Genomic DNA, 14,722 nt, shown 5'->3' with positions numbered 1-14,722 from the left:
AGTTTAAGTCAATACTATATTTATTGTTATTAGTTTCCTCGTCCCGCGCTCCGTTTCGAGGCAGCGTACCCGGGAGCACCGGCGGCGGGAGCACCGGCGGCGAGATCGCCGCGCGGCAAAAAAAAAGCGGGATTCAGCACGATGGCCGAATCCCCAAGAAAAAAAGGTTATGAAAAAAAGTTTACGCAAGTAAATATACACCCGAAAATAGTTAGAGTCAATATAGTTTCATTCTAAATTATATTGGTAAATATATTCTTGTGCTCGATGCCGGAGGCCCCGATGTCGGCGGAAAAGGCCCCCGGGGCCACGGGCCCGCGGTCTCTAGAATTCGCGGCTCGGCACGACCCTCGCGGCCGTCGGCCGGCGCGTGCCTAACGCGTAATCGACTTCGACCCGGAGCAGCCGGCTGCGGCCGTCCTGCCGGATCCAATACCGGAACGTCTGCCTCGCGGCGGCCGCGCCCAGCCAGCGGCAGCCGTAAGGCTTCCGGCCGACGATCTCGGCGCCGGGATACTTCTCCCGCACGGCGTCGGCCGCACGGCGCTCCCAGCGCGGGAACGAAGCGATGCGCGCATCCGCCTTCTCCGCAGCCCCCGCCCGGGGAGCGCCCGCGCCGTCGGGTCCCTCCACGGTCACGTAGACCCCGAACTCCCGGCCGTCCCGACGCATCCAGTACTTGAACAGGTATTGGCGGGAAGAAGGCGACTCGCACGTGCAGCCGATATACAGAAAATCGACGAGCTCCGCCCCCGGGTACCGCTCCGATGCGGCTTTGGCAGCGAGGGCGTTCCAGCGAATGTACTCGTGGTAGCCGTCCGCCGGATCGTACTTCGCGGGAACGCCCGCCTGAGCGGCCGGCGGAAGGCAACCGAGCACCAGCAGCGGCACGAGCAGCAGCGCGGCGCATAATCGCATAGGCCTCTCTCCTTACCTGGATCATCCTGGATAGGATGCTGCCGGCCGGCACGTCTTATTCGCTTCGCCTGCCGGCCGGATGCCGCCGCTCTGCCCGGTGCGCCTGCGCCGTCGCATGCAGCCCGCGAGCTCCCTCCCCGCTCGCTCGCCCGCTCAGCCTCGCAGCGCGGCCTGGCGCTTGTAGTGGTCCTCCAGCACGAGGCAGGCCATCGCTTCGATGACCGGGACCACCCGCGGGCAAATGCACGGATCGTGCCGGCCCTCGGTGCGGATCGTCCGCTCCTCGCCGGTCGCGGTCACCGTCTGCTGCGGCGCCGATATCGAGGACGTCGGCTTGACGGCCACGCGGAACACGATGTCCGCGCCCGTGCTGATGCCGCCGAGAATGCCCCCGGCGTTGTTGCTCGTGAAGCCGTCCGCGTTCATCCCGTCGTTATGCTCGCTGCCGAGCATCCCGGCCGCCGCGAAGCCCGCGCCGAACTCGATGCCCTTAACGGCGCCGACCGACAGCATCGCCTTGGCGAGGTCCGCGTCGAGCTTGTCGAACACCGGCTCGCCGAGGCCCGCCGCCACGCCGCTGATCCGGCATTCGACGACGCCGCCTGCGCTGTCGCCCCGGGCGACGAGCGTCTTGATGTAATCCTCCATCCAGACGGCCGCATCGGGGTCGCACGCGCGCACGCTGTTCTGCTCGATGACTTCCGGGCGGAACGTCCGGCACGCGATGCCGCCGATCTCCTTCGTATACGCCACCACCTTCACGCCGCGCCGCTCGAGCAGCTTGCGCGCCACGGCGCCCGCGGCGACGCGCGCCGCCGTCTCCCGGCCGGACGCCCGCCCGCTGCCGCGATGGTCGTGCAGGCCGTATTTTTGCAAATAGGTGTAATCCGCGTGCCCCGGGCGGAACGTCTCGTCCATCCCGTCGTAGGCGCTCGGCCGCATGTCCTTGTTGTCGAGCACGATGCAGAGCGGCGTCCCCGTCGTCCGGCCCTCGAACATGCCCGATACGATGCGGATGACGTCATACTCCTTGCGCGGGGACGTCACCGCCGACTGCCCCGGCTTGCGCCGGTCCATCTGAACCTGAATATACGCTTCGTCGAGCTCCACCCCGGGCGTGACCCCGTCGACGATGACGCCGACCGATACCCCGTGCGATTCCCCGAACGTCGTGATTTTGAACGCGTCTCCAAATGTGCTGCCTCCCATGATTCGGCACCTCCGTCATGATGTCCTTATCCGTTACGGTCGATTATAATGAAGGCAGCGCAATAAATGAAATCGCAATTCCGGAAGTGTGTCATAGATTGATTTTATACCAAGGAGGGAGTAGACGATGAGTCCGAAGCTGCATCTGGAGTGGTACCGCATCTTCCGGCATACGGCCAAAGCCGGCAACCTGACGAAAGCGGCGCAGGAGCTGCATGTGACGCAGCCGTCCGTCAGCTATGCCGTCAAGCAGCTGGAGGACGGGCTCGGCGTCAAGCTGTTCGACCGCCTGTCCAAGGGTGTCGCGCTGACGCCCGAAGGCGCGGAGCTGCTCCGGTTCGTCGAGCAGTCGCTGGCGCTGCTCGAAGCCGGCGAGCGCAAAATGGCCGCGCTCAGCCGCCACGCCGCCGGCGAGCTGCGGATCGGCTCCAGCGGGCCGATCATCAAGCATCTGCTGCTGCCGCCGCTCGACGAGCTGCGCGCCGAATATCCCGGCATCGAGATTCGGCTCTACCAGGGCAAGACCGCGGAAATCGCGGCGTGGCTGAAGGAAAGCCGCATCGACGTCGGCATCGTCCATCTGCCGGTGGCCGATCCCGAGCTCGACGTGCGGCCGCTCGCCGCCATCCAGGACTGCTTCGTCGCCGGGCCCCGCTACCGGCACTTGGCGGAACGGCCGATCGCCGCCGCGGAGCTGGCGGCGCTGCCCCTGCTGCTGCTGTCCGCCGGCAGCAGCACGCGAGTGTTCGCGGAGCGCTGGTTCGCCGCTCGGGGGCTCGAGGTCGACGCCGCCTTCGAGCTGAGCAGCACCGACATGCTCGTCGAGTTCGCCCGGCGCGGCTACGGCGCCGCCTTCGTGACGCGCGAATTCGTGCGCGCGCCGCTCGCGGACGGCGAGCTGTTCGAGCTGCGGACGGCGGACGCCATCCCGGAGCGCCTCGTCGGCCTGGCGACCCGCCGGGGCATGTCGCTGCCCGGCATCGGACGGCTGTTCATCGAGCGGCTGACGGCGTCCGAAGACCGTTGACCGCCTGCCGCCCAACGCCTATAGTGGAGATAATTCCCAATGAATCGGAGTGATGAACATGACAATGGCTCCATCCCGCACGGCGACGTTCAAAACGGTGCGGAACGGATAGCAGGCTGCCGTCCTTCCGCGTGCCCGACTACGCGAATGGAGGAATGCGTTCATGTCTTTCAGCTATTACGGAGAGCTTTGCACGGAAGTGTACGATTTCACCAAGAAGATCGGCCAGTCGATTAACGGCGACATCGAGTATTACCGCGAGCGGCTGCTCGGGTGCCAGGCGCGTATCCTGGAGGCGATGGCCGGATCGGGGCGCGTCCTGATTCCGCTGCTCGAGGCCGGACTGCTGGCGGAAGGCGTCGACGCCTCGCCCGATATGCTGGCGTCCTGCCGCCGGCGCTGCGCCGACCGGGGGCTCGCCCCCGAGCTGTACTTGTCCAGCCTGCAGGAACTGGCGTTGCCGGAGCGCTACGAGGCGATCATCGTCCCGGCCGGATCGTTCCTGCTGATCGAGCGGCGCGAGGAATCGCTGCAGGCGCTGCGGCGGCTGTACGATCATCTGCTGCCGGGCGGCCGCCTGATGCTCGATCTGTTTTTGCCGGATGCCGGCTTTGCGCCCGGGGGCTTTGCCGGTTCGTCGGCCTTCGCGCTGCCGGACGGCGACACCATCACGATGGAGGGCAAGCTGGCCGAAGCCGACCTCTTCGAACAGTACAAGGTCTCCTTCATCAAGTACGAGAAATGGCGCCAGGGCAAGCTGGTCGCGACGGAGCTCCAGCGCTTCGCGCTGCGCTGGTACGGCGTCGAAGAGTTCAAGCTCGTGCTGGAAAGCCTCGGCTTCGCGGATGTCTCGGTGTGCGCGGACTTCGAGCCGGGCAAAGCGCCGTCGAACGCGGGGCAGCAGTACGTGTACGAAGCGGTGCGCAGGTAACGTGGCAACAGGCGGCTCGCGCCGGGCCGCGCACGCGCCTGCCGGCGAACGGTACCGCCCGGACACATTTACGGGAGGGCTCGTGCGCCCGCAGACGCCGGGCGCACGTTCCGTTCCAGCCTAAGCGCTCGACAGCGCGGCCCACGCCAAAAAGCAGTCGCCTCCGCGACTGCTTTTTTGCAGTTCCACTCCATAACCCGCGAATACATCCGCATCTCCGCCAATTCCACCCGCTGGCCGCCCGCTTGCCGCCCGCATCGACCGGGCGCCTCCGTTCTTCAGCCCTTGACGGCCGAGCTGGCAACGCCCTGGATGATGTATTTCTGGCCGACGAGGAAGATGACGATCATCGGAATAATCGCCGCGGACGACGCCGCCATCATGCCGTTGTAGTCCACGTTGTTCTCAAGAATGAAATTCTGCAAGCCTAACGGAATCGTATACAGCTTCGGGCTCTGCAGGAAGACGAGCGCGTTCTCGTAGTCGTTCCACTGCCAGGAGAAGTCGATGATCGCGAACGTCGCGAGCGCGGGCTTGGCGAGCGGCAGCATGAGCCGCAGGAAGATCGTGAAATGCCCCGCCCCGTCCAGGAACGCCGACTCCGTGATTTCCCTCGGGATGCCCATGAAGAATTGCCGGAGCATGAAGACGCCGAAGATCGAGAACATGCCGGGCAGGATGAGCGCCCAATGCGTGTTGTAGATGTGCATCCAGTTGAACATGATGAACTTCGGAACGAAGATCACCTGCGGCGGAATCATCATCATGGACAGATACAGCAGGAACATCGCGTCGCGGCCCCGGAATGCCGTCCGGGCGAAGCCGTACGCCGCGAGCGCCGAGAGGAACACGGCGCCGGCCGTGGCGATCACCGCGATTTTCACCGAGTTCAGGTAATACGGCAGGAAGTTGTAGTTGCCCGTCCAGATGCGCTTATGGCTGCTCCAGTCGAGCTTGGCCGGCAGCCACGTCTTGAACACCTCGGTCGGGGTCTGGAACGACGTGCTGATCATCCACAGGAAAGGAACGATCATGAAGACGCCGGCGATCAGCATGGCGGCCGTGACGGGCAGCTTGGACTTCAACGTGCCTTCGTTCATGGGAAGCGCTCCTTTCTAGTAGTGCACCCAGCGTTTCTGGCCGATCCACTGGATCAAGGTGATGGCGAGAATACAGGCGAACAGGAACCATGAGATCGTCGAGGCGTAGCCCATCTCGTAGTAGCTGAACGCCGTCTTGTAGACGAACAGCGACAGAATCGTCGTGCTCCCGCTCGGCCCGCCCTGCGTGATGGCCTGGATGAGCGAGAACGTCTTCATCGTCATGATGAGTCCGGTCACGAGCAGCAGAAACGTCGTCGGGCTGACGAGCGGCCAGAGGATGCGCCACGCGATCGTGCGGCTGCCCGCGCCGTCGATGCGCGCGGCCTCCAGCTGCTCCGCCGACACCTCCTGCAGCGCCGCCAGGTAGATGATCATGTTGTAGCCGAGCATGAACCAGATCTGCACGACGTCGATGGCGTACATCGCCGTATCGGAATCCGCGAACCAGCCCGGAGGCGAGACGACGCCGAGCCAGCGCAGCGCTGCATTGATCGGGCCGTGCGTCGGCTGGAACAGCAGCATCCAGACGAACGCCACCGCGACGCCGCTCGAGATGTACGGCAGGAAAAACATCCCCCGGAGCAGCCCCTTCAGGTAGACGCCGCGGTTCAGCACGAGCGCCACGAGGAACGCGAGCAGGAGCGACGCCGGCACGGACAGCAGGAAGATCGCCGTATGCCGGATCGCCTCGTAAAACTTGTCGTCCCCGAACAGCCGCTTCAGGTTGTCGAGGCCGATGAAGGACCAGCGCGGATTGGAGAATTGGTAGTCGGTGAACATGAGACCGAACGAGAACAGCGCCGGCAAGATGAAGAAGAGCAGAATGCCGAGCATGTTCGGCAGGATGAACGCGTATCCGACCCAGCCTTGCCGTTGAATCCAGCTGCGCCGCTGCACGGGATCGCCGCCTTTCTTGGTTTCGTATCGCGCCTTCCGCGTACGGCAAAGAGAAGAAGGAAGCGAAGAGTCCCTTCTTCTCCTTGGGCGGTCGGGGCGATGCGGTTATTTACGGGTGAGCTCCTCATGCTCCTTCGCCATGTTGGCCAGCGTCGTCGCGAGGTCCTGCTTGTTCAGGAAGTACTTCTCGTACTCCTCCTTGCGGGCGTCGATGACCTGCTGCGGCACGCTGAGCTGGAACGACGGGAACGTGCCGAAGACGACCTGGTTCATGGAATCGGCGTCGTATTTGTCCTCCACGCCCTTCAGCAGCAGATCCATCGCCTGCTTGTTGTCCACGCTCTTCGAGGACGGGATGCGCCCGCCGCTCGCCATCGGCAGCATGCCGCCGTCGGCGTACCATTCCGCGAATTTGAGCGCCGCATCCTGGTGCTTCGACTTCGCGTTGACCGACAGCACGTCGCCGAGGCCGCCGGCGTACTTGTAGTCCTTCTGGTCGGCCGTCACCTTCGGGATCGTGGCGAACGCGATTTTGAAATCGTGCGGGTAGTCCTTCAGGTTGTTCGCGTTGCGGAAGATGAACTCGCCCGCGCTCAGCAGCGCCGCCTGCCCCTGCAGGAACATCGTGTCGACCGGCATCTTGCTCGTCAGCTGCTCGCCATATTCCGGCGTCGATTTATCCACGAACATCATGTCGTGCAGCGTCTGGAACTGCTGCTTCCACAGGTCGTTGTCGAAGTTCGAAGAGCCGTCCGGCTTCGTCAGGCCGAGGCCCGCGACCGTGCCGTCGATCGTCGCCGTGAACATCGCGTCGTGCTGCAGCAGGCCGTAGACGCCGTCCTTCGTCAGCTTCTTCGCGTACTCCCGCAGGTCGGACCAGGTCCAGTCGAGCGGCGGCACCGGCAGACCCGCGGCGTCGAGCATGTCTTTGTTCAGCCAGACGAAGCCCATGTTCTTCTTGGTCGGGATGCCGTAGTACTTGTCGTTGATCTTCCACTGCGCCGCGTCCGGGCCCATCTTGCCGTCGATGTCGTACCCGGAGGACGTCAGGTCGAGCGCCGTGCCCGCGTCGACGCGCTTCTGCAGCCGGGTCAGCGTGTAGTTCATGTACAGGTCAGCGTCCTGGCCGGTCATGAGCGCCGTGTCGAGCTTCAGGTTGCCCGGGTCGTCGTTGACGTAGCGGACGTATTCGACCTGCACGTTCGGGTTCGCCTCGTTCCAGGCGTCGATGACCGCCTGCGGCCCGGCCTCCTCGGGGACGGCGCCCCACATCGTCAGCTTGATTTTCTCGCCCGCTCCGGCACCCGCGTTCGTGCCGCCGCCGTTATTCGTCTGGGCGCCGCCGGCCGCCGCGCCGTTGCCGCCCGCATTCGTGCCGCCGTTATTGCCGCCGTTGCCGCTGCCGCAGCCCGCGAGCAGGCCGCCGAGCATGAGGACCCCCATCGCGCCGAGCAGCCATTTTCTCTTGGCCATTCCAATTCCCCCTCGTCGGAATGTCGTGCTCTACAACATAACTGTATCACCAGCCGCGCCTCCGGGGGATGAACGCCGTTTGGGGCTTTATAGAACGGATTTTTGTTCTTTTGGCAACGCTTCACGGGGACTCCTCCGCGAGCCCCTTGCGGTATTCGCTCGGCGTCGCGCCGCACCAGCGCTTGAAAATCTTGATGAAGTAATTATCATTCTCGAATCCGACCTGCCGCCCGATCTCGCTCACCGTGCGGTCCGTCTCGGCCAGCAGCATCTTCGCCGCCTGCACCCGGCGGTTCTGGACATAGCGGGTCAGCGTCGTGCCGGTCTTCTTCTTGAATAGGTCGCTGACGTAGCTCGCGTCCATGCGGATGTACGCCGCCAGCCCCTTCAGCGTGATCTCCCCGGCGTAATGCTCCTCGATGTAGCCGATGATCCGGTTCAGCTCGGGATGATCCGTCGGCCCGGCCCGCCCGGCGTCAGGGAACCATTTGTCCGCCTTGCGCAGCTTCGCCATCCGCTCGAGCTCCGCCGCTACCTTGTCCAGCGCCGCCTTGATGCCCTTCGGGTCCAGCGACAGCTTGAGCAGGTAGCCGGACGCCCCGTACTCGACCGCCTGCCGCGCGTATTCGAACTCACTCATCGCGGTCAGCATGACGAAGCGGCAATCGAAGCCTTCCTCCCGCGCCGCCTGCAGCATCCGCACGCCGTCCATATCGGGCATGACGATGTCCGAGATGACGAGATCCGGCCGCAGCTCGCGGATCAGCGCCAGGCCCTCCCGTCCGTTCTCCGCCTCGGCCACGATGTCGAACGGCACGCCCGCCTTCTGCATCAGCTTGCGGACGCTCGCCCGGGCGGGCTGCTCATCCTCGACGATCAGCGTCCGCCAGCGGCCCGCGCCCGTTCCCGTTCCCGTCGTTGTCATCCCCGGTCGTCCTCCTTCGCGTACGGCGTCGACAGCAGCAGGGGCATGTGCATGACCACCCGCGTGCCGGCATCCGTCGATTCGATCGTCAGCCCCGTGCTCTGGTACTTGAACAGCAGCTCCAGGCTCTCCCGGATGTTCTGCAGCCCGATGCTCTTGCGCTTGCGCGCCGTCCTCCGCTCCGCCGCGCCCTCGAGTCCCATGCCGTCGTCGATGACCTCCAGGTACAGATGCGGCGCCTTCGCGGCCGCCTTGATGACGATCCGGCCTTCCTTCACCGACTGCCCGAACCCGTGCAGCAGGGCGTTCTCGACGAGCGGCTGCAGGCAGAATTTCGGGATGAGCGCGTACCCCAACTCCTCGCCGACGTCGTACCGCATCTCGATGCCGTGCCCGAACCGCCGCCGCTGGATGTCCATGTAGGAATCGATCAGCACCAGTTCGTCCTGCAGCCGGATGAGGTCGACCTCGGTATTCAGCGTCGTTTCCAAAATCGTGCCCAGCGCCACGCAAATATCGTAGATGTCGTCCTCGTCCTTCTCGAGCGCGATGCTCTTGATCGTGTTCAGCGTATTAAGCAGAAAATGCGGGTTCATCTGCGACAGCAGCATTTGGAACCGCACGTACTGCTTCTGCTGCTCCTCCAGCTTCAGCCGCTCCAGCAGGCCGTTGATGTCGTCGATCATCGCGTTGAAGCTGCGGGTGAGCGCGAGGATCTCGCCCCGTCCGTGCTCGGGCAGCTTCACCTTCAGGTTCGCCTTGACAGACGTGTCCATTTTCTTCTGGAACAGCTTGAGCGGGCCGGTGATCGTCGAGGAGAGCAAATACGTCAGCAGCACGAACAGCAGCAGGATGGCCGCGAAGCCGACGAAGAAGCGCTGCTTCTGCTTGTCGATCTCCTTGAACAGCAGCGACAAGGGCACCTTCTTGACGAAATACCCGTCCAGCTCCGGGATCCGGCTGTACGTGTACAGCGCCTCCTCCCTCTCGTCGACGAGCGACACGGCGGGACCGGCCTCGTCCCCGCCGAGCGCGGAGGCGCGCTTGATCGCTTCGGCGACCGTGCCGGACACTTGCTGCTGCCCGCCGGACGCGAGCAGCGCGTCACCGGAGCCGTTCACGAGGAAATACGCGCCCTCCTGCCCGCCTTCCTCGGCCGTCCGGTAAAACCATTCCTCGTAATCGATGCTGAACCGCCCGTAGGCAAACGGGATCAGCGCATCGTCCCGAAGCAGCTCGTACAGGCTCAGCATCCGGGTGCTGGCCGTGCTTTCGCGGATGACGACGTTCTCGTCGCGCGGATTCCAGATGTACCGGTCCCCGCCCTTCTCCTGCAGCTGCTTCACCCACGGCTCGGCGGTCAGCTCGCCGTAATCGAGCGCGGTCTTCGGCATGAACGACGTATAGGCGTGGCCGTGCAGGTCGATGAGCGTGTAGTACACCGTCGCCCCCGTCATGAAAAACGTATTCTCAATGCCCGCGAACTTATTCTCCACGAGCTTCTTGCGCGCGATGTCGTCGTATTGGCCCGGGTCCTCCAACGCCCCGCGGAGCGTCGCGTCCTGCTCCAGCAGCAGGCCCGTCTTCATGACGAGCGACATGAGGTCGACGAAGCCGTTCTTGAAGCCTTCGAGCTGCTCGGCGTTCTTCTTCGCGGCGTTGTCCTGCAGGACGGCCTCGGTGCCCTTGAAGTTGTACACGACGAGCAGCGCGATCGGCAGCAGCAGACACAGCAGGAACGCGAACAGGATCCGGTTCTTGAACGTCTCCGGCGTCAGCCGGAGGTACAGCCGTTTGAGCATGGGATTCGTCAGCCTCCCGGGGCGCGCCGCACGCGGGCGCATGTCGTTGTTCGTTATCTTAATGCATGGGACGGGCACTCAACAAGCGGGAGATCGCGGCTGCGGGGGCGGCGATTCGGGGCGGGATGGGGGGGAAATGCCTAGCCCGTACGCGGCTCGGGAGCGGCTTGGGGCCGCGGGCGAAGACGGCGTGGGCGCCTTGCCGCGGAGCGGCTTGGCTTGGGCGGGCGCCCGCGTACGCGGAGGCGCCGAAGGCCCGGGCAGCCCAGGCGGAGCGCCGGGGGCGCGGACATGGGGGGGGCCGCGCGCGCCGGACGGGCGTCACCGGCGCGGAATCGCGCACGCGGGACCGGCCGACTTGGGCGGAGCAGCCGCCCGCCGGACGGGCGTGGCAGGCGCAGAATCGCGCACGCGGGCGGGCGCCCGCGGACACCACGCCGGCGGGCCCAGGTCAGCCCGCGCCCGTCTCGCCCGCCTCGGCCGGGCCTTTCGCCTCGCCGCACAGTCCGGCGATAAAATCCGCCAGCGCCCGGGAAATCCATTTCTTCGGATGCATCGCGAGCCGCAGCTCCAGCCGCAGCTCGGGATGGGCGAACGGCAGCGCGGCGAGCTCGCCCCGGCGGATTTCCTCCTCCGCCGCCATGCGCGGCAGCAGCGCGATGCCGTCGCCGGCCATGACGCACCGTTTGATCGCCTCCGGATTGCCGAGCTCGAGGCCGACCCGGTACGGGATGCCGTTTGCCCGGAGCACCTTCTCCAGCATGACGCGGTAATTGCACGTGTCTTCGCTCATGAACCATTCCGTTCCGGCGAGCTGCGCCAGCCCGACCGCTTCCGTCTTCGCCAGCGGGTGGAGCTGATGCGCGACGAGCACGAGCGGCTCCTCGCGGATCGCCGTCCATCGCAGCGCCGGGTCGGCCGCACCGCTATCCAGGATGAACCCCGCATCCAGCTCGCCTTCCCGGACCTTGTGCAGAATCGCGTCCTCGCGGTCCGCCTGCAGCCGGATCGCCAGCTCGGGATACGTCCGGCGCAGCCGCTGGATATGGGGCGGCAAATAATACGACGCGACCGAGTCGATCGTCCCGATCGCCAGCGTGCCTCCCCCCTGAAGGGTCAGCTTTTCCTTCGCCTGCTGGTGCAGCTCCAGCATTTGCGAAGCGATCTTCAGCAGCTCCTCGCCCGCCTGCGTGAGCCGCAAGCCCCGCCCGAACCGCTCGAACAGCTCCGCGCCGTAGCTTTTCTCGAGCTTCTGGATTTGCGTCGTCACGCTGGACTGCGCGTAGCCGAGCTCCTCCGCCGCCCGCGTGAAGCTCTGCCGCAGCGCGACTTCGCGAAAGGTGTGCAGATAGATCAGATCCATGATGCGTTCCGCTCCTCACCATCAATAATATTGATGCTCATAATCATATATTATAGATAACTCCGATGCGAATTCCTATGCTACATTACGGGTATCGCCAAAACAATTTTCGGAGGTGCGGACATGTTGACCGAACCGCAATTGCATGGCATTTTCGTCCCGGTCGTGACGCCGTTCGCGGCGGACGGCGCGTTGGACCAGGCATCGTACGACCGGTATCTCGGCACGCTGCTCGCGCGGGACATTCAAGGACTCGTCGTCAACGGCACGACGGGCGAGTCGCCGACGGTCGCCTGGAGCGAAGTCGAATCGCTCGTACGCTGGACGAAAGCCGCCATGGCCAGACATGGCAAAACAGTGCCCATTATCGTGGGGACCGGCACGAACGATACCCGTTCCACGCTGGAGCGGACGGCGCGGGCGGGCGAGATCGGGGCGGACGCGGCGCTTGTCGTCGTGCCGTATTACAGCCGGCCGTCGCAGGCGGGCATCGTCGCGCATTTCCGCCGCGCGGCGGAGGCGGGCCTGCCGATCGTCGTCTACGAAATTCCCGCGCGCACGGGCGTCCGGCTCGGCGAAGAGACGGCCGCGGAGATCCTGGCGCTGGACGGCGTCGTCGGCATGAAGGACAGCTCCGGCGGCATGGAGCTGCTCGAGGCCATGATTCGGCGCGGCGTCCGGAAGCCGATCCTGTGCGGCGAGGACGCGCTCTTCCCCGCCATGCTGCGCCAAGGCGCCGCGGGCTGCATCCTGGCGTCGGCCAACGTCCGGACCGATGCGTTCGCCCGCGTATACCGCCGGTTCCGGGAAGGCGACGCGTCTGGCGCCGAACGCGCCTTCGAAGCGCTCGCGCCCCTTGTCCGCCTGCTGTTCGCGGATGCCAACCCCGCGCCGCTGAAGTGGCTGCTGACCCGGCAGGGACGGTTCGATTCCGGCGCGCTGCGGCTGCCGCTGCTTCCGGTCGCGGCAGAGCTGCAGCGGGAGTTGGAGGAAGCGCTGGGTCGGCTGGGGCAAGAGCAAGGCGGTTGACCGATTCGGGCTGCCTCGGGTCCCGTTGACGGCACCGGTACGGGTTCGAAGCGCCCGGGACGAATCGGGAAATGGAATGATATGCCTTACGGAAGTCTCTCGCGCTATCGGCTGGCCGTCTCAGATACCGATGATGAACCGCGCGCGTTAGCGAATCGGGCGAGTTGAACACGCTATTGGGCCTTGCGTTGGACGGAGGACGCGCCGCGCTGCCGGCCGGCTGTCTCGAACCCGTTAACGAACGCGGCACGGTACGGACGCAGCGATCTGAACAGCTCAACGATTGTTGCATGGAACACAGGCTGCGTTCTTCGGTCCGATAGCATGATTGCCGGCCGAACCGGGTTACCCGCGCGCGCCGATCTGGTATGATGGCTCTGTAGGCCATTCGCGCCCGGCCGCCGGAAAGGACCGGCCCCCCTTCTGCCGCCTCCCGCGGCCGCGGCCAAGCAGAAAGAAGGAAATCGTTCTTATGTCCGAACACGCTTTACCGTCCGCGGCCGCCCCGGGCGGCACTACCGCGCTTTCCCGCGGGCTGCTGCTGCTCATGGCGCTGTCCGCCGGCATGACCGTCGCCAACCTGTACTATAACCAGCCGCTGCTCGCGGATATCGGACGCAGCTTCGGCGTCGGTCCCGATTCCGTCGGCTTGATCTCCACCTGCACGCAAATCGGCTACGCGCTCGGGATGTTCCTGTTCGTGCCGCTCGGCGACATCAAGGAGCGCAAAGGGCTGATCACGATTTTGCTCGCCCTCGTCTGCTTGTCCCTGATCGGCGTTGCCACCGCGCAAAATCTCCCGTGGATCTACGCCGCCAGCCTCGCGGTCGGCGTCACCACGGTCGTGCCGCAAATTCTCGTGCCGCTGGCGGCGACGCTCGCCGCGCCCGGGGAATCGGGGAAAGCCGTCGGCACCGTCATGAGCGGCCTGCTGCTCGGCATCCTGCTGACGCGGACGGTCTCCGGCCTGATCGGCGGCACCTGGGGCTGGCGCGTGATGTACGCGGTCGCCGCCGCGGCCATGCTCGCGCTGCTCGTGCTGCTGCGCGTCAAGCTGCCGACGAACCGGCCGTCGGCCGAGCTGCGCTACGGCCAGCTGCTCGCCTCCATGGGCGGCCTCGTAAAACGGCACGCCACGCTGCGCGAGTCGGCGCTGATCGGCGCGGCCAATTTCGCGGCGTTCAGCGTCTTCTGGACGGCGCTCGCCTTCTACATCGAAGGGCCGCCGTACGGCTACAGCAGCCGCATCGCCGGCCTGTTCGGCCTCGTCGGCGCGGCCGGAGCGCTCGGCGCGCCGATCGTCGGCCGCATGGCGGACCGCTTCCGCACGGAACGGATCATCGGCGTTCTGCTTGCGCTCAACGTCCTGTCCTTCCTGCTCTTCGGCGCTTGGGGCGGCTGGCTGTGGGCGCTCATCACGGGTGTCCTGCTGATGGATCTGGGCGTCCAAGGCACCCAAGTGGCCAACATGGCGCGCATCTACGCCCTCGAGCCGGCGGCGCGCAGCCGGATCAATACGGTGCAGATGGTCACGACGTTTCTCGGCGGCGCCATCGGCTCGTCCCTCGGCAGCTTCGCGTGGAATCACGCCGGCTGGCGGGGCGTCTGTCTGGCCGGCGGCGGCTCCGTGCTGTTCGGCTTCGTCGTCTGGGCACTGCACCGCGTGCGGCGATAATGCTGCACGGACCGCGCTGATACCCTATTCGCACAAAAAAAGAGCTGTCTCCGCGAAGTCGACGACTTCCGGAACAGCTTCTTTTTATTGCCTAGAGCAACTATACATCCGCAATGGCAGCCTATAGCCAGCCGCCGCAAGCCCAACGGGGCCGGTTACCTGGCTGATCGCCAGCCCGCCATAGCGGCTCTCTCTTGGCCGCCGCTCTGCTGCGCATCGGCCGCCGCACCGCGAGCGGACACAGTGCAGCTAGAATAAAAAGTGGACACAACGTTAAGGAGCGCAAGATAATGTACTTAACGAAAGCGAGGTGTCCCACCGTGGGGGAACAACGGCAGCGGTACAACGAAGAGTTTAAAAAGCAAACGGT

At 65.2% G+C, this 14,722-nt stretch carries 12 protein-coding genes; 4 read left to right on the top strand and 8 right to left on the bottom strand.

Translation table 11 applies throughout. The features are described 5' to 3' along the window. Positions 1-324: 324 nt before the first annotated feature. Both ACFPB1_RS22370 and aroC read right to left on the bottom strand, forming a co-directional pair. Entirely contained in the window at positions 325-918 is a 594-nt protein-coding gene (locus ACFPB1_RS22370; RefSeq protein WP_379228346.1) for a DUF3889 domain-containing protein, read from the bottom strand. Positions 919-1,071: 153 nt separating this feature from the next. Continuing rightward, entirely contained in the window at positions 1,072-2,127 is a 1,056-nt protein-coding gene (gene aroC / locus ACFPB1_RS22365) for a chorismate synthase (protein ID WP_379228345.1), read from the bottom strand. Positions 2,128-2,254: 127 nt separating this feature from the next. On the opposite strand from aroC, the gene ACFPB1_RS22360 reads away from it, so the two are divergent. Beyond that, positions 2,255-3,154, top strand: a complete 900-nt coding sequence (locus ACFPB1_RS22360; protein WP_379228344.1) for a LysR family transcriptional regulator — start codon at positions 2,255-2,257, stop codon at positions 3,152-3,154. A 163-nt stretch (positions 3,155-3,317) separates the two neighbouring features. Then, on the top strand, positions 3,318-4,085 hold the full coding sequence (locus ACFPB1_RS22355) for a class I SAM-dependent methyltransferase (protein ID WP_379228343.1): 768 nt from the start codon (positions 3,318-3,320) through the stop codon (positions 4,083-4,085). 278 nt (positions 4,086-4,363) lie between these two features. Here the strand turns inward: ACFPB1_RS22355 and ACFPB1_RS22350 are convergent, their stop codons facing one another. The 6 genes from ACFPB1_RS22350 to ACFPB1_RS22325 all read right to left on the bottom strand — a co-directional run bounded on the left by ACFPB1_RS22350 (position 4,364) and on the right by ACFPB1_RS22325 (position 11,648). Continuing rightward, positions 4,364-5,185, bottom strand: coding sequence for a carbohydrate ABC transporter permease (locus ACFPB1_RS22350; protein ID WP_379228342.1), 822 nt, complete (start codon positions 5,183-5,185; stop codon positions 4,364-4,366). Positions 5,186-5,200: 15 nt separating this feature from the next. Then, a complete protein-coding gene (locus ACFPB1_RS22345; protein ID WP_379228341.1) occupies positions 5,201-6,085 on the bottom strand; it encodes a carbohydrate ABC transporter permease in 885 nt (294 codons plus the stop codon). 105 nt (positions 6,086-6,190) lie between these two features. Then, positions 6,191-7,558, bottom strand: a complete 1,368-nt coding sequence (locus ACFPB1_RS22340; RefSeq protein WP_379228339.1) for an ABC transporter substrate-binding protein — start codon at positions 7,556-7,558, stop codon at positions 6,191-6,193. A 121-nt stretch (positions 7,559-7,679) separates the two neighbouring features. Continuing rightward, complete coding sequence (locus ACFPB1_RS22335; RefSeq protein ID WP_379228338.1) at positions 7,680-8,483, bottom strand: response regulator transcription factor; 804 nt, start codon at positions 8,481-8,483, stop codon at positions 7,680-7,682. Beyond that, on the bottom strand, positions 8,480-10,285 hold the full coding sequence (locus ACFPB1_RS22330) for a sensor histidine kinase (protein WP_379228337.1): 1,806 nt from the start codon (positions 10,283-10,285) through the stop codon (positions 8,480-8,482). Before ACFPB1_RS22330 ends, ACFPB1_RS22335 begins: the two co-directional genes overlap by 4 nt. A 451-nt stretch (positions 10,286-10,736) precedes the next feature. Then, a complete protein-coding gene (locus tag ACFPB1_RS22325; protein ID WP_379228336.1) occupies positions 10,737-11,648 on the bottom strand; it encodes a LysR family transcriptional regulator in 912 nt (303 codons plus the stop codon). Between the two features lie 123 nt (positions 11,649-11,771). Here ACFPB1_RS22325 and dapA point away from each other — a divergent pair, with 123 nt between their 5' ends. Together dapA and ACFPB1_RS22315 are read left to right on the top strand one after the other, a co-directional pair. Further along, positions 11,772-12,677, top strand: coding sequence for a 4-hydroxy-tetrahydrodipicolinate synthase (gene dapA, locus ACFPB1_RS22320; RefSeq protein ID WP_379228335.1), 906 nt, complete (start codon positions 11,772-11,774; stop codon positions 12,675-12,677). 472 nt (positions 12,678-13,149) lie between these two features. Further along, positions 13,150-14,352, top strand: coding sequence for an MFS transporter (locus tag ACFPB1_RS22315; RefSeq protein ID WP_379228333.1), 1,203 nt, complete (start codon positions 13,150-13,152; stop codon positions 14,350-14,352). Positions 14,353-14,722: the final 370 nt, after the last annotated feature.

This window comes from Paenibacillus sp. GCM10023250, assembly GCF_042653205.1.
Taxonomy (GTDB): Bacteria; Bacillota; Bacilli; order Paenibacillales; family Paenibacillaceae; genus Paenibacillus_Z.
This window is presented reverse-complemented; position numbering and strand designations above follow the sequence as displayed.